This window comes from Marinobacter sp. S0848L (genome assembly GCF_023016065.1).
Taxonomy (GTDB): Bacteria; Pseudomonadota; Gammaproteobacteria; order Pseudomonadales; family Oleiphilaceae; genus Marinobacter.
Window position 1 is genome coordinate 84,412 of sequence record NZ_JALKAQ010000010.1, and the last position, 15,679, is coordinate 100,090.

The window sequence follows — 15,679 nt, forward strand, 5'->3', positions numbered from 1 at the left end:
AAGTTTAAAGGTTGGGGCTGGGCGGGCTTTCCAAAAATGTGCGGAGCCATGGATGGCGGAGCAGAAGCGTCACATGGACGTGCCGAAGGAGCGGTTTTTGGAAAGCCCGCCCAGCCCCATCCCGACACCCCAAGTCAAAGCGCTGATCCAATCTCAAAAGTCTGAAGGAAAGGGGTAGACAGCATGGCAACCCGCAACGAGATTTTGGCGAAAATAAACGAATGGCTCCAGCCCGAAAACTTCCAAGACTACGCCCCAAACGGCCTGCAAGTTGAAGGCAAAGACGAAATCCAAACAATCGTCTCCGGCGTAACCGCCTCCCAAGCCCTTATCGACGCCGCCGTAAAACAAAACGCCGACATGATCCTCGTCCACCACGGCTACTTCTGGAAAGGCGAAGACCAAGCCATCCGCGGAATGAAAAAGCGCCGCATCAAACAGCTACTGGAAAACGACATTAACCTCGTTGCCTACCACCTGCCATTAGACGACCACCCCGACTACGGCAACAACCGCCAATTGGCCAACGTACTGGGCATCCAAAACCCACGCCCGGTAGGCGGTCTGGTCTGGCAAGGCGAACTGTTCGAGCCCATGACGCCAGAAGCCTTTACCCAGCACATTGGAAGCGTGCTGAACCGACAGCCACTCCACGTAGGCGAGGGCGCAGACCTGATAAAAACCGTCGCCTGGTGCACCGGCGGAGCTCAAGGGTTCATCACCAAAGCACTGGAGCTTGGTGTGGATGCCTACATCAGCGGAGAAATCTCCGAACCCACCACCCACACCGCCCGAGAATCCGGCATCCACTACTACGCCGCCGGCCACCACGCCACAGAACGTTATGGCGCGAAAGCATTGGGTGAAGCGCTAGCGAAAGAATTTGGAATAGAGCACCAGTTCATCGACTGTGATAATCCGGCATAATTGAACGGAATTACTGCAGAAATGGGGTAGGAGCGGGACACTCACAAGTTTGCAAGATCAGGGTGGGGCGGCTTTTCAAAAATGTGCGCAGCCATGGATGGCGGAGCAGAAGCGTCACATGGACGGGCCGAAGGAGCGGTTTTTGAAAAGCCGCCCCATCCTGATCTAACTGTGAGCTTAGATAAGCCTACTCCGTAAAACTAATATCAAGCAGGCCGCTTCTCACCCTTAGGCAACCCAAAGTCTTCAGAAAGCGTACCCTTCTCTTTAGGATCAGCCTTAGGCGCATAATCCCTCGGCGGCTCAGAAGAATCAGAATCCGAGTGCTCGATACGCCCAGACACATTGTGCCCCAGCGACTCCGGCCACTCCTCATCATTACACAAACGATTCGCCCCACGCGCCATATGATCATTCACATCGCGATAGGCACGATTAAACCGCTCCAACAACTGAGCCGATTCCAGAAAATGCTCATTCACCTGAGCCTGATAGCGCGTAAACTCACCCCGAAGCTCATCAATCTTCTGCTCAGCCCTCCGCTGACGCAAAGAAGCACCCTGGCCAGAGCGCCCAAAAAGAACCCCAATGATAATACCTACCACCAGCGCGACTACTGCCGCAAGAATCAGGTTCGTCATATAACAATCGTCCTAGTCAGTACATGCGAGAGAGCGAAAACCTATAAAAAGAGTATACCCCTCCAAAGCACCAGCGCACATGCCGAAACACTGCGCCAATCGTCGTATTGCCCCACAGCCTACTTGGCGTGGCCAAAAAGCGCGAAATGAGCGACAATACCGCGCCCAGAAATCCACCCAGATGGCAGGAAAACCCTGATGACAGAAGCCGTGTCCACCGAAACTGTTGCGAACCTGACTCCTTGGCAACGCTACCAAAAGGATCTAGAGCGCCCGGATTTTCACAAGGACCCGGCGCAGGAAGACGCCGTTCGACGCTTACAAGCACTGTACGACAAACTGGTGGAAGCTGAAAGCGAGCGTAGCAAAGGACTTAAAAAATTACGCCGCAAGCTGAAAAAAGGCAAAGAAACGCCGGTAAAAGGCCTGTACTTCTGGGGTGGGGTAGGGCGCGGAAAAACCTACCTGATGGACACCTTCTTCGAAGCTCTGCCCTTCGAGCGCAAAATGCGTGTGCACTTCCACCGCTTCATGCAGCGCGTTCACGCTGAGTTAAGAAAGCTCAAAGGCGAAAAAAACCCGCTAGAAAAAGTAGCCAAAACCTTCGCCGGCGAAACCCGGGTTATCTGCTTTGACGAATTCTTCGTATCGGACATCGGCGATGCCATGATCCTGGCAACCCTGATGGAAGAATTGTTCAGCCGCGGCGTTACCCTGGTTTGTACATCGAACATCGTACCCGACGGGCTCTATAAAGACGGCCTGCAACGAGCTCGCTTCCTGCCCGCCATCGAACTCGTTAAACAACACACCGACGTCGTCAACGTAGACGGCGGTGTCGATTACCGATTGCGCACACTCGAACAAGCCAAACTGTATTATCACCCGCTGGACGAAGGTGCCAATGCGAGCTTGCGTGAAAGCTTCGACGCGTTGGCTGTTGAAGCTGGCAAACACAGTAAATCGATGGAAATAAACGGCCGAAAAATCCCGGCCCAAGCCCACGCCGACGACGTCGTCTGGTTTGATTTCCTGGACGTGTGCGACGGCCCGCGCAGCCAAAACGATTACATCGAAATGGCCCGCCAGTTCCATGCCATCATCGTCTCCAACGTGCCGGTCATGGGCGTAGAAAAAGACGACCAGGCTCGCCGCTTCATCAACATGATCGACGAATTCTACGATCGCAACGTAAAACTCATCATCTCCGCCGAAGCACCCATCACCGAACTCTACTCCGGTGGCAGCCTGAGCTTCGAGTTTGAACGTACCGAATCCCGCTTGCTGGAAATGCAATCCCAGGAATATCTGGAAGCACCGCACAAGCCTTAAACAAAACTAGAAAGAACGAAACCAGAGAGGTCACAACATGAGCCAAGACAACGTCGTTATCGTCAGCGGTGTACGTACACCCATGGGCGGATTCATGGGCAGCCTAGCCCCGATCACCGCCCCTGAACTCGGCGCCATCTCCATCGCCGAAGCCGTCAAGCGTGCGGGCCTTCAGCCTGCTGACGTGCAAGAAGTCATCATGGGCAACGTACTGCCCGCCGGCCTGAAGCAAGGCCCGGCCCGCCAAGCAATGCGTAAGGCAGGATTGCCAGATAGCACAGGCGCAACCACCATCAACAAACTGTGCGGCTCCGGCATGAAAGCCACCATGTTCGCCCACGACCTGATCAAAGCAGGCACCAACGACATCATGGTTGCCGGCGGCATGGAAAGCATGTCCAACGCCCCTCACATCCTGCAAGGTGCCCGCCAAGGCTACCGTATGGGCCCGGGGCCTGCCCCGCAAGACCACATGTTCCTGGACGGTCTTGAAGACGCCGAAACCGGCCGCCTGATGGGCTCCTTCGCGCAAGAAGTTGCCGACCAAAAAGGCTACACCCGCGAAGAGATGGACGAATACGCCATCAACTCCCTGAACCGCGCGAAAAAAGCCATCGAAGACGGCGTACTCAAAGACGAAATCATCCCGGTGACCGTCAAAACCCGTAAAGGCGAAGTGGTTGTTGAAGACGACGAACAGCCCCACAACGCCAACATCGAAAAAATCCCAAGCCTGCGCCCGGCCTTCGCAAAAGACGGCACCGTAACCGCCGCCAACGCCTCATCAATCTCCGATGGCGCCTCCGCGCTGGTCCTGATGCGCGAATCCGAAGCCGAAAAACGCGGCCTCAAACCACTGGCCCGCATCGTCGGCCACACCACCCAGTCCCAGTTACCGGCAGAGTTCACCTGCGCACCCGTAGGTGCGATCGAAAAGCTCTTCGCCAAAACCGGCTGGACCAAAGACGACGTTGACTTGTTCGAAATCAACGAAGCCTTCGCCATGGTCGCCATGATGCCTATCAAAGAACTGGGCCTGGATCCTGAAAAAGTAAACGTCCACGGCGGCGCATGCGCCCAAGGCCACCCGGTCGGTTCCACAGGTTCACGCCTGCTGGTCACCTTGATGTACGCCCTGCAGCGTTACGGCAAAAAGAAAGGTGTAGCGGCCCTGTGCATCGGCGGCGGTGAAGCCACAGCGATGGCTATCGAAATGATGTAACCGGCACTTAGTGCCGAATAGGTGCTCCCGGACTTCCCTAAAAAAGTTTGGGAGCACAATATAAAACCTCCCCTCCGGAAATGTCGTAGGCCAGGGATGGCCGAAGAGAAGCGCACATGGATGTGCTTGTAGCGGTTTCCGGAGGGGAGGTTTTGTATTGTACGCTTGCACGGTGTCTGCCTTCTTTTCTGCTAGTAGCTACCAGCCGAATTCCTCTCCAAAACCCGCAAAAGAGCAAGCCCAAAACCACCCACCCCAAAGTGGTTGCATCCCCGAATCTTGACTATAGTGATGAGGTGCGAGAAAGACGGCTAACCAAGAGTGACAGCAAAATCATACTTTTGACTGATCAAAGCCGCGAGAAGCCTTAGCTATAGTGCTAGCATCACGGCAATGTCTACACGGCCGACGAACACCAACCAACAGAATAATCGAGCAGCGACTCAGAACAACAACGGAGTAGCCTTCCAATGACAAGAAAAACTCAACCCTGGCAGCGCTGGACCAAGTTACCACTTGCCGTCGCCATCGCAGCCGGCGTATCCAGCCCGGCTTTTGCTATTTCGTACCCGTTGGGGAATGCCGGGCAAGTTCAATTCAACACCACGCTGTCAGCCGGGGCTGCATGGCGTACCGAAGATGCTGACAAGCGACTGCTCGCACCACACGATGGCCGTGGCACAGCATCAACAAACAACTACGATGATGGCAACCGCAACTTCGACAAAGGCGATGTGGTATCCAAAATTGTTAAAGGTAACAGTGAGCTGTTCCTGGATTACAGCGTAGACAACGATTACCTGACCCGAATCGGTGGCTTGCTTCGTGGCCGTTATTGGTACGACTTTGAATTGAAGGACGAAGAGCGCCGTTATCGGCCGCTGAGCAGCGATGGCAAAGACAACGCCTCTGGCGGTGAAATTCTTGATGCCTACATTTTCTCGGATTGGTACTTCGGAAACGTTCCCGTAAGCATCCGCTACGGTAAACAAGTGTTGAGCTGGGGCGAGAGCACCTTTATCCAGGGTGGCATCAACACCATCAACCCGGTCGACGTGCCTGCGTTCCGTGCGCCGGGTTCCGAGCTGAAAGATGCTCTGCTGCCAGTTGAAATGCTTTACGTTTCAGCGGGCGTTACTGAAAACGTAACTGTCGAAGCGTTCGTCCAGACCGAGTGGGAGCCGGTGCGAGCTGACGATTGCGGCACCTTCTTCTCCACCATCGACTTTGTCTCGGATGGCTGTGGGCCTATCTGGCCGGACGGCAACATAAGCGAAGAACAGAGCGAAATCTTCGATAAGTATAATACTCTCGGATTACCAGGCGGTCGGTATGCGATTGCCCGAGAGGCAGACGACCGCCCTGATTCAAAAGACCAGTTTGGTGTAGCGCTTCGCTGGTATGTGCCTGAGCTGAATGATTCAGAGCTTGGTTTTTACTTTATTCAGTACCATAGCCGCCTGCCGTATGTCAGCGGTATTGTGAACGATGGGCCTGGACCTGCCGGTGGTGGCTTCCCTGAATACTTCATGGAGTATCCGGAGAATATCAAACTGTATGGCGTGAGTATTAATACTACAACGCCGGGGGGCTGGTCATTAGGCGCGGAATACAGCTTCCGTGAAGATGTTCCCATCCAGTGGAACGCTTTCGAATTGATTTATGCGGGTCTGCAGATGGAACTGCCTGATGGCACTCCGGCGAGCATGCTGCAGCGGCAGCGGGAAAAGGAGTTGGGTATATCGGATCCGAGCGGAATCGTCGCAAGCGGTAACGATCGCTTTAACGTGTCTCAGTTCCAGTTCACGCTGATCAAATTCTTCGATCAGATCATGGGGGCAAGCAGGCTTTCGCTTATCAATGAAGCAGCCGCAACTTGGGTTCATGATTTGCCGGGCTATGATGAAGCGCGTTACGGCCGCTCGGGTACCTTTGGGATAGGTCCTATACCCACGGCGGCAGGTGATGCATGTCCGCAGTTGAATCTAAACTCCGATTACTGCGAAAACGATGGCTTCACCACAGACTTTTCGTGGGGTTACCGTACGCGCCTTGTTTGGGAATACCCGAACGCGATTGCCGGCATAAACCTGAAGCCACAGTTGGCTTGGACCCACGATGTAGAAGGTTATTCACCCCAGCCGGGTGGTGCGTTCAATGAAGGTAGCAAGTCGCTTGGGCTATCGGTAACCGGTGTTTACCAAAACAAGATCACCGGCAACATCGGCTACACCAACTACTTTGGTGGCAAGCCCTATAACGAATTGACCGACCGCGACTTCGTAAGCGCGAGCGTTTCCTACTCATTCTGAACCGGACAGATTTTGTTCAAAGAGGTAATTTAAATGAAACTGAACAAGAAACTATTAGCTACCGGTGTATTGGCTGCAAGCATGTTTGCTGGCCAGGCCTGGGGTGCAGTTTCTGCCGGCGAAGCGGCCAAATTGGGTGACACACTCACCCCGATGGGTGCTGAAAAGGCCGGTAACGGCGGTGCTATCCCTGCTTGGACCGGAGGCATGACAACGCCGCCTGCGGGTTATAAAGGTGACGGAATTTACGTCAACCCGTTCCCGGATGAGAAGCCTGAATTTGTGATTGATCAGAGCAACGTGGATCAATACGCCGACAAGCTCTCGCCAGGCCAGGTTGCGATGATTCGTCAATATGCCGATTACACAATTCCGGTCTATGAAACTCACCGTACGTCGGCCTACCCGAAAGACGTGATGGATAAGACGGTCGAAAACGCGACCAAGGTAGAGCTTATCCAGGACGGTAACGGCCTTGGCAATTACGAAAGCGCCACGCCGTTTCCCATTCCCCAGAATGGCCTTGAAGCCATCTGGAACCACATTACCCGCTATCGTGGTGGTTCGGTCCAGCGAAACGTAGGGCAGGCAACGCCGACCGCGAGTGGTGCCTACTCCATCGTACGATTCCAGGACGAAATTACCTGGAATACGGCTTTATCTGACTACAAAAAGGGGCAGGATGACAACGTTCTGTTCTACTTCAAACAGGCCATTACAGGGCCGGCGCGATTGGCTGGTAACGTACTGCTTGTACACGAAACCATCGACCAGGTTAAAGAGCCTCGTCGTGCATGGGTATACAACGCCGGCCAGCGCCGAGTGCGTCGAGCGCCTCAGGTGGCCTATGACGGTCCGGGTACTGCAGCCGATGGCATGCGTACCAGTGACAACTTCGATATGTTCAACGGCGCTCCAGACCGTTACAACTGGGAGCTGTTGGGTAAGAAAGAGATGTACATTCCTTACAACTCCTACAAGCTGGTTGACCGTGACCTGGACTACGATGACATCATCAAGGCCGGACACATCAACCAGGACCTGACTCGCTACGAATTGCATCGGGTATGGCACGTTCGCGCTACTTTGAAAGAAGGTGAGCGTCACGTATATGCCCAGCGTGATTTCTACATTGATGAAGATTCCTGGCAGGCAGCTGTTATTGATCATTACGATGGTCGTGGCGAAATGTGGCGTGTGGCGGAAGCGCACACCATGCAGTTCTACGATAAGGATGTGCCGTGGTACGCGGTCGAAGTGTTGTATGATTTGCTCTCTGGCCGCTATTTGGTGTTGGGTCTGACCAACGAAGAGAACAATCCGTACACCTTCGGTGCGGAGCGTCACTCACGTGATTACACGCCGGCTGCTTTGCGCAGAGCAGGCACGCGTTGATCGCAGGTTGATGTAATGACAAGGCGAGCCATTGGCTCGCCTTTTTTATTGTTACTTTTGCTCAAAACGTGATGTAAATCACGCAGATATATTGCAATGTCGGAAAGGGCCATTTTTTGCTAATGGCCTGCCGTTTGGTTTACCCTCTACCCATTATCTAATACTAAAGGCGACCCCCATGTTGGGCGTCAGCGCTTAAATGCTTAAGCGAATCATAGTTGTACCGGGCATCTAGCAGAATGGCCTGGTTTTGAATGGGGCAGAGCGTGAAACCTTTAAGCGACGGCTGTGCAGCGAACGACGAATTCCAAATTGCCAATACAAGCGTTCAACATGGCGAATTGGTTCGTGATCTTCTTGAACATCGCCTACAACTTCCACCGATACCCGCTGACCGATTGCGCCGGCCGGAACTGGAGCAAGCCCTGCGGGAAGCTTTGGTGCCGGGGCATGTGCTGAGCATCGAAGCGCCCGGTGGCTATGGGAAAACCCATGCGCTGGTGAGTGCCCTTGCTCAGCCCGGCGAAGAAACCGACCAGTCTGCGACTCGCTGGATCTCCTTGAGCGCTGGCGACAACGCGCCTTCACGTTTTCTCTCCGTATTGGCCACGGCGTTAAAGCTCCCCGATATGGGGCAGGGAACCAGCGACGCCTTTGAGGATCATCTGGCATTGATGCTGGTGTCCAAGGCGCGCCAAACTCCCACACAGTCAGAAGTGTTGGTTCTGGACAACCTTCAGTACATAACCAACCCCGCGGTTATCGGGTTGCTTCATTATTTGGTAACGCACATTCCGGGCAATCTCGCGATTGCACTGGTATCTCGCTTGCCGTTACCGTTCGCCAGTCACACTTTGCAGCTGAACGGAAATTACCATCGAATCGGCTCCGAACGCCTCGAACTAACGCGCGCGGAGACGTTTGAGTTCTTCCAAAAAGCCAACGCTGAAAGTCAGATCACCAGCGTTTCCATCGACCATCTCTACAACCTGACGGAAGGCTGGCTAACGCCGCTGGCGTTATATCGCCGGGAGCTGGAAATGGCTGAAGATCGCCGGCCTATTCAGGAAAGCCCTTATGTAGAGCGCTTTCTGAAAGATTCTGTCTGCCAGCCTCTGACCGCTATGCAGGTCAAGTCTCTGAAACTCGTCGCAGAACTCGATAGCTGCTGTGATGAGCTGTTTTACGCAATCGCCGGGCATGACAATGCGTCGGTTTTATCGCCTTCCCAAGCCGCCGAACTCGGACTGCCGATTAAGCTTGTCCCCGGACGGGGCCGCTGGTTCCGTCTCAATCCTTTATTGCAGTCTTTTTTACAGAGCCATCCGGTCGCGGGCCGAACGGATCGTATGCTGTTGGCCAGCCAGTGGTTTGGCCAGAGGAAGCAATTTCCGGAGGCTCTGAAATACGCCGTCTTGGCCGGCGACAACGACGAAGTTGTGCGCATTGCATCAGAAGGCACCGAAGCACTTTTGCTGGGGCAAGACACCGCGTCACTGCTTATGCTCCGCAAGAATTTGCCGGAGCACCTCCTTGAGCGCAGTGCCAGGTTAAGGATTGTGTACGGCTGGGTGCATGCGATTGGCGGGCAATTCCGCCAGGCACGGCAACTGTTGGAAGGCTTTGCTCCGGAAGGTTGGAGAGATCACGAGTCGCGCATCTACGCTCTGAAAGCCTTTATCCTGAGAGGCGAAGGGTTTGTTCAACCCGCGCTGGCCATGGCGGACAAAGCGCTCGGCACCGGAGGCTTATCCGCTCAGGCGCAACTGGTCACCCATATTGTACGTTCCAACGCACTGTGCGCGGCCGGCCGTTTTCAGGAAGCGCGGGAAGCGAACCGCCATGCGTCAAAACTGGCCAGACAAGCCGGCGATTCTGGTTCAGAAGCGTTGGCGGTGTATTCCCATGCGCGGATTGAGCTAAGTAAAGGCGCTTTAGGCCACGCAGAAAATCTGCTGCGCACCGGCTTGGACACCACACTGCAGGAATTAAGTCGCCCCGCGCGCATTGGCGAAACCCGTCTTCAGCTGAGTTTGGTGTTGGTGTTGTGGCATCAGGGCCGAGTGAAAGACGCTGACCGCCTCTTGATTCACTGCACACGCCATGCTGAGCAAACACGGGATTTAGGCCTGTTACTGGCTATGGCTCTCAGAATTTTGATGTGTCGCAGCCAGGGCAGGCTGGACGAGGCATTTGTCTGGATTGGCCGGGCGGAGCGCACCATGCACGCCTGGCAGGTTGACGAGGCACTGTACTTGCCAGTACTTGAGGCACTAAAAGCCAGTTGTTGGCTCGCTTGCGGGCAAACCGACAGCGCCAAACAGGCAATTGCCAAGCTTGAGCCTTACCGACAAGACGGTTGCGTGCCCGAATTGTTCCCCACCATGCCAGGGTTGATGGATTGCTTGCAGGTACGAGAGGCGATTGCATCGGGTGATCTTGTGCGGGCCAGAGAACACCTGGAAAGCATTCGTCAGAAATATGGTGATGCGCTTCCATGGGGCTTGCAGCTACATGTCGGCTTGTTGAATTCGGCATTGCTGCTGTCTGAAAAAGGGATTCAGGCGGCAAGAAAACAACTGGAAGTGGTGGTGGTTCAAGCTTCGGCAGAGCACTTCATCAGTCCGTTTATGGAGCTGTCCAAAGAACTAGCGCCGGTGATGGACAAGGCGTTTTCGTTCTTGCCGAAAAGTGAGTTTACCAAAGCGTTGGGCGAGTTGTTTGGCTGTGAGGCCGAGCCATTGGCCGGGCAGCTGGCAGAACCCATTAGCGATCGCGAACAGGGTGTGTTGGAGTTGATTGCCAAAGGGCTGTCAAATCAGGCGATTGCCGACAAGCTGCATATTTCGTTGCATACCGTGAAGACGCATGCCCGGCGAATCAATTCCAAACTGGATGTGAAATCCAGAACCCAGGCCATTGTGCGTGCCAGAGAGTTGGGGCTGCTCTAAAAAGCCCCGGCTCTCTGCTGTTTCTGTATCAAGCTTCCTGCTTCAGCTGATCGATCAGCGCATCTTTCTCGGCCCAAATACCGCTGACCCAGCGCTGAAACTCGACTCGTTTATCCCGGTCGGCTTCATAATTCATGCCTAAGAACTGCTCCGGGACTTCGCGGGTGCGAATGTCTACGATGATTTTCTTTACCCGACCGCACATATAATCCCAGATCCCGGGTGTGCCGCCGGGATAGACAATGGTCACATCCAGCATGGTGTGGATTATTTCGCCCATTGCCCCAAATACAAAAGCGGTGCCACCGGCTTTGGGTTTTAACAGATTCTTGTAAGGCGAGTTCTGACGCTGGTGTTTTTCGGGCGTGAAGCGGGTGCCTTCCATAAAGTTAAAAATCGTCACCGGGGTATAGCGGAATTTTTCGCACGCTGCTTTGGTGGCCTCAATATCCTTACCTTTCAGTTCCGGGCGTTTGGCCAGTTGCGCCTTGGTGTGACGGTGCATGAATGGAAAATCCAGAGCCCACCAGGCAATACCCAGCAGGGGTACCCAGATCAGTTCTTTTTTCAGAAAGAATTTGAGTAACGGAATTTTGTTGTTCAGTACATATTGAATGGCCGTGATGTCGGCCCAGCTTTGATGGTTGCAGGTGACGAAATACCAGTGTTCTTTGCTGAGTGTCCTGGCGCCGCGGACATCCCATTCCACCTTGTGGAAAATCCGCATCAACGTGTTGTTAAAACCAATCCAATACCAAGCGATGCCATTGATCACGATGGTGCAGCCCTTTCGAACCAGATTAACGGGCAAAATCAGTTTAACGATTGCAAACAGCAGCAAAAACGGCAGAAAGATAACCGTATTCAGAACGATGAGCAGCAATACCAGAACCCCTTTGAGTGGGGCGGGCAGGAAGTTAAGCATATCGCAACGTCTCTGTTGGTCCAGGTTACAGGGTTAGTGTTCAGGTGAGGTGGTGCCACGGCTGCCGGGCAAAAGAGCGTCGGCAGTGGCGGCGGTGGCCAGTTCCAGCAAACGCTCCGAAGAGCGGTCTGCGAGCAGGGCCTGGAACTGTTTGTCGTAGAAGCCAAGGTTGTTATAGCGGATCATCGCCCGGATTTCTTTAACGTAGTCTTCACCGCGCTCCGAATAGCCGAGCAGACCGCCGGCCATCGCAATTCCCGACAACGGATCGCCGTTTTGGCGCGCCTGTTGGCGCACGTCCCGAACTCGTTGGTAAGTCGGATGGCGGTTTAGGTTGGTGATATAGGCACGAATCGAGCCATAAGGTGAACTGAACTTGGCGACCTCGTGGCTGGCTCCTGGTACTCGGCTAAGCGGCACTAGCCCACAACCTTTCGAAAAGCACCACTGCCCAAACAGATTGTTGCCTTGAGTCGCAAAGCGGGATGTACCCCAGGCTGATTCGTTCGCCGCTTGGGCAAGAATGAGGGAAGGCGGTATCACCCCGATGCGCTTCTCTAAAAGCGCAAGCTGAGCCTCACTGCCATTTGCTTCGTCAATGCGAAGCCGAGCGGCGTGATCGGCCAGCCACTTTAATTCCGTTTCAGAAAACTCGGCATTGCCGCGCAGAGATTCAAGATACTGGCGCTCGATCAGAATACGACTGTTGGCCAAAACAATCCGTGGATACAAAAAGGAAAAGAACGCGGATTTACGTTCGACAGTGCCACGAATGGTGGAGAAGTCCGGAAGCGGCGCAGCGGCCCAGGAAGGAAGGGCGGGCAAAGAGCTAAGGGCGACATCGCCTTCGTCATCTGACGGACCACCAAATGGCGTGTAAAGCGCGCCCGCGCCGGCAAACAATATCAGTGGTACGCAGAGCAACAGTGCGCGAGAAACAGCCGTCATAAAACCCTCTTTATAATCGATATGGAAGGAATTATAACAGGTTATACGCCTTTTTCCGGCTTCAAAGGCCTCTTGGCCTAATCCGGAATAAGCGTGGCGATCAGCAAGCCCGTGCGTGGGCTGGCAGCCGATGCGTCTCTAACGGCCAGAAATATCTGATCGGCTTCACCGGTATAGAACCCCTCCAGTTCAAGCCCCGAAGTGGGCGATACAAGAGCTATGCTGCCGTCCGGGTTGGCGGTGTAGGTAAACGTCTCAATGATTTCTGAAGCGGCCGGGCCAGTGACTTGGCCATCGCTGATGGTATGGGTTACATCAAAGCCTGTCGCGGTGAGTTGTGCTTCAGTATTGCTGGTGAAGGTCAGTATGCCGCCATTCAGCTGCTGCAACGCATTAGAGCTGGCGGTCATCGCCAGAACAGAGCCTTGCAGACGGTAGCGGCTATTGGTTTGAAGGTCTGTAGTGGGCGCTTTACCGGCAACTAAAAGCCCGTCACCCCAAATGCTGTCGTCAAGATTGAACGCCAGCAGCGAGCCATCCGGTGAAGCGGCACCCTCGCCGACATCGGGGGTTGAGTAGTCGGTGTCCGGGCAGGTAGAGCACAGGCTCAAGCGGCCCATAAAGCGGGGGCCGTCACTCAGTTTTGAGCGGCGGTTGGCGATGGTCAGCGGCTGCGACTCAGCGCCTGCAGCGGGAGATACAGAACCGTTGGCCGAGCGAGACACGGTAAAGCTGGTGGCGCTAACATTAGCGGAAAGCTCGTTATCGGATGCCGCCCCCGTATTGATGGTGCCCACTGCCGATTCAAAAGCAACCGGATCGCTGCCGCCGAAGCTGCCAGCGAAATACACTATATTAAAGTCACCCTCGGCCTGCGAAATATCGAAATCGTCGCTGCGCAGCAAGTGCAGTTCGAACGCTGACAGGTAATGATTTTCCAGCGTGCCGCTGCGCTTCAACTGATTCCCCTGAGTATTCAGAGCAATCGCCTTGCCTGCCGTAAAGTAACTCGCCAGTACCCGGTCGGGACCGGTTTGAGCATCAACAGGCTTGGTTGTGAAGCCATCAAAATAATATGGGTTGCGGGTCCAACCAATGGTTTGAGTTTCCGAAGGGTAGGTAATGGTTTGGTAAAGGGCGCGCCCGGCCAGCAACCGCGCGGCTTTTGGTTCATCGCTAGATGACTTCGGTGTAAGCGTTGCCGCACCGGGGGCACTGGCATGGCTGTTTGACGGCCAGGCTTCAGTACCAAACTGATTGTCCGGCGACAGGCTTATGGTTTGTCGGTCATAAGGTATGTCCGTGGCCAGCGAGGTTACGCTCAAACCAAACGCATCGAACGTGGTTAACGTTAACGCCGGATAAAGAAACGCGCCGGCGTCGCCGGTCAGATCCTCTTCCTGGGTGGTGCGCAAGCCCCAAAGCCCTGCGGAAGGTTCGCCATTGCTCTGTAATTCTCCTCCAAGTTCCAGCCCGAAAAACACTGAATTATAGTCAGCAGAGCTGGCTTGAATGCTGCCAGAAGCGCTTTCGTTAAGCAGAGCGTATTCGGCAAGATCATCCACATAATTGGCAAAATCGACCCGTGCGCTCAGGCGATCAAGCGCAGCAGACAGGTTTGCGCCGCTGGGAATGTCGATCTCGAAATCGTGAACCTGATCGGCCAGCGTGGCCCAAACGTACTTATTCAGGCACAAACCGCCGCCCGTATCGTTCACGCAATCCATCACCGTTTGGAAATCGTTGGCCTGATACTTGTCACCGAGAATTTCTTCAACCACGTAATGAGAGAAGGGATTCACCTTCACATCCCGGTCGGAATCGGCCGCCAGCGCCTTCATGGTAATGCCGCCATTGCCATTCCACGTGGCTTCGATGACAACGTCAGGGCCAACAGGGAGCCCATTCTTGAAGCTCAGGATGAAGTGACCGTCATCGCCGGTGTCGATGGTGTGCGCAATGTCATCCAGTTTCTGCAGGGAATGATTGGTTCTGTACACCTGAATGCGGTCGGGTACCACGATGCGCAGATTGCGGCGTGTAGGTTCACCGTTAGGGGCATAGTTGGCCGGCACTTCCATCGTTACCCGTACCTGGTTTTCTTTCAGGCCCTTCGCGTTGCTGGAATCGCCGGTACTACCAGGGCTGAAATCGTCCAGCGCGTTGATGGTGCTGCCAAACCGGTTAGGAGCATTGCGGGCGCCATCAATGGCACTGTCACCGCCGCCACAGGCAGTGATTAACAAAGAAACGGAAAGCAGGGAAGCAAGCTTGGTTGTCATGCCAGGGCCTATCCAAGTACAAAGTATTGGAAGAGCCTAACAGGTAAACGGGGGGCGAGACGTGAAAGGGAACACGGTTGGGCTACCCAGTGTTGCGCGGATAGCCCAATAATAACGGAAGACTTAGAAGAAAATCTTCATGCCCGCTAGAATGCCTTCATCCAGATTCACATCCGGGCTGCCGGCCAAATCCAGCTCGGTGTTCAGGTAGCGGTAACCGCCGAACACTTCGGCGTTGCGGATCACGCGGTAGCTGGCGCGCAGCTCAACGCTTGTCATTTCGTCGGAATCACCGAACGACAGAATGCTGGGCGCGTAATGCAGGCTGCCGCCAAAGGACAAGCCCGGTACGTCTGGGATATTCACGGTCGCAAAACCGCCTACGCCAACCGCGCCGCCGTCGAGGTGGTCATCATCCCAGCCCACACCGCGCAGGCCAATGCCCGCAGTGGTTGGCAGGTTGCCGAGTGCCGTACGGCCCTGGGCGTGAAAATCCACGTTACCAATGTGACGTCCGCCTTCGTGGTAGGTGTATCCTGCACCAACTTGCAACTCGTCCTGAGTGCCAAAGAAGTTCACCTGGCCTTTCACCGAATCAGTCGTCAGGCTCAGGTCGAGATCAGAAGCCATAACCGGGGCTGCGGCTAAAGAAAGTGCCAAGGCTGAGATGCGGGTAATCTTCATGTATACACCTTTGTAGCTGTCGTTATTGAATGCAAAGCGCCCATCAAATGCGTGCATCCG

General features: G+C 54.6%; 11 protein-coding genes. 6 read left to right on the top strand and 5 right to left on the bottom strand.

The window, feature by feature from the left end:
• The first annotated feature begins 183 nt into the window (after positions 1-183).
• Positions 184-927 carry a Nif3-like dinuclear metal center hexameric protein gene (locus MWU64_RS12375; RefSeq protein ID WP_247064697.1) on the top strand — a complete coding sequence of 248 codons (744 nt, stop codon included), beginning with the start codon at positions 184-186 and terminating at the stop codon, positions 925-927.
• 206 nt (positions 928-1,133) lie between these two features.
• Here the strand turns inward: MWU64_RS12375 and MWU64_RS12380 are convergent, their stop codons facing one another.
• Positions 1,134-1,568 carry a DUF1043 family protein gene (locus MWU64_RS12380; protein WP_247064698.1) on the bottom strand — a complete coding sequence of 145 codons (435 nt, stop codon included), beginning with the start codon at positions 1,566-1,568 and terminating at the stop codon, positions 1,134-1,136.
• Positions 1,569-1,802: 234 nt separating this feature from the next.
• Here MWU64_RS12380 and zapE point away from each other — a divergent pair, with 234 nt between their 5' ends.
• The 5 genes from zapE (at position 1,803) to MWU64_RS12405 (ending at position 10,780) form a co-directional block, all read left to right on the top strand.
• Positions 1,803-2,900, top strand: a complete 1,098-nt coding sequence (gene zapE, locus MWU64_RS12385) for a cell division protein ZapE (protein WP_247064720.1) — start codon at positions 1,803-1,805, stop codon at positions 2,898-2,900.
• Positions 2,901-2,937: 37 nt separating this feature from the next.
• Complete coding sequence (locus MWU64_RS12390; protein WP_247064699.1) at positions 2,938-4,122, top strand: thiolase family protein; 1,185 nt, start codon at positions 2,938-2,940, stop codon at positions 4,120-4,122.
• Between the two features lie 470 nt (positions 4,123-4,592).
• The gene (locus MWU64_RS12395) at positions 4,593-6,434 is read left to right on the top strand and encodes a DUF1302 domain-containing protein (RefSeq protein WP_247064700.1); all 1,842 of its coding nucleotides are present in this window, start codon (positions 4,593-4,595) and stop codon (positions 6,432-6,434) included.
• A gap of 33 nt (positions 6,435-6,467) precedes the next feature.
• Positions 6,468-7,829: a DUF1329 domain-containing protein gene (locus MWU64_RS12400; RefSeq protein ID WP_247064701.1), complete on the top strand. Its 1,362-nt coding sequence runs from the start codon at positions 6,468-6,470 to the stop codon at positions 7,827-7,829.
• 266 nt (positions 7,830-8,095) lie between these two features.
• Positions 8,096-10,780, top strand: coding sequence for a LuxR C-terminal-related transcriptional regulator (locus tag MWU64_RS12405; RefSeq protein WP_247064702.1), 2,685 nt, complete (start codon positions 8,096-8,098; stop codon positions 10,778-10,780).
• A gap of 28 nt (positions 10,781-10,808) precedes the next feature.
• Here MWU64_RS12405 and MWU64_RS12410 read toward each other — a convergent pair whose 3' ends face one another.
• From MWU64_RS12410 to MWU64_RS12425, 4 genes are all read right to left on the bottom strand, one after another.
• Positions 10,809-11,705: an acyltransferase gene (locus MWU64_RS12410; protein ID WP_247064703.1), complete on the bottom strand. Its 897-nt coding sequence runs from the start codon at positions 11,703-11,705 to the stop codon at positions 10,809-10,811.
• Between the two features lie 33 nt (positions 11,706-11,738).
• Positions 11,739-12,653: a glucosaminidase domain-containing protein gene (locus MWU64_RS12415; RefSeq protein WP_247064704.1), complete on the bottom strand. Its 915-nt coding sequence runs from the start codon at positions 12,651-12,653 to the stop codon at positions 11,739-11,741.
• 77 nt (positions 12,654-12,730) lie between these two features.
• Complete coding sequence (locus MWU64_RS12420; RefSeq protein WP_247064705.1) at positions 12,731-14,935, bottom strand: hypothetical protein; 2,205 nt, start codon at positions 14,933-14,935, stop codon at positions 12,731-12,733.
• Positions 14,936-15,058: 123 nt separating this feature from the next.
• On the bottom strand, positions 15,059-15,619 hold the full coding sequence (locus MWU64_RS12425; RefSeq protein WP_247064706.1) for a YfaZ family outer membrane protein: 561 nt from the start codon (positions 15,617-15,619) through the stop codon (positions 15,059-15,061).
• Between the last annotated feature and the right edge of the window lie 60 nt (positions 15,620-15,679).

Excerpts from the sequence above, each read along its gene's own strand:
- MWU64_RS12400 (WP_247064701.1), top strand. The coding sequence starts at position 6,468 with ATGAAACTGAACAAGAAACTATTAGCTACCGGTGTATTGGCTGCAAGC.
- MWU64_RS12410 (WP_247064703.1), bottom strand. The coding sequence starts at position 11,705 with ATGCTTAACTTCCTGCCCGCCCCACTCAAAGGGGTTCTGGTATTGCTG.
- MWU64_RS12380 (WP_247064698.1), bottom strand. The coding sequence starts at position 1,568 with ATGACGAACCTGATTCTTGCGGCAGTAGTCGCGCTGGTGGTAGGTATT.
- MWU64_RS12415 (WP_247064704.1), bottom strand. The coding sequence starts at position 12,653 with ATGACGGCTGTTTCTCGCGCACTGTTGCTCTGCGTACCACTGATATTG.
- MWU64_RS12425 (WP_247064706.1), bottom strand. The coding sequence starts at position 15,619 with ATGAAGATTACCCGCATCTCAGCCTTGGCACTTTCTTTAGCCGCAGCC.
- MWU64_RS12420 (WP_247064705.1), bottom strand. The coding sequence starts at position 14,935 with ATGACAACCAAGCTTGCTTCCCTGCTTTCCGTTTCTTTGTTAATCACT.
- MWU64_RS12395 (WP_247064700.1), top strand. The coding sequence starts at position 4,593 with ATGACAAGAAAAACTCAACCCTGGCAGCGCTGGACCAAGTTACCACTT.
- MWU64_RS12390 (WP_247064699.1), top strand. The coding sequence starts at position 2,938 with ATGAGCCAAGACAACGTCGTTATCGTCAGCGGTGTACGTACACCCATG.
- MWU64_RS12375 (WP_247064697.1), top strand. The coding sequence starts at position 184 with ATGGCAACCCGCAACGAGATTTTGGCGAAAATAAACGAATGGCTCCAG.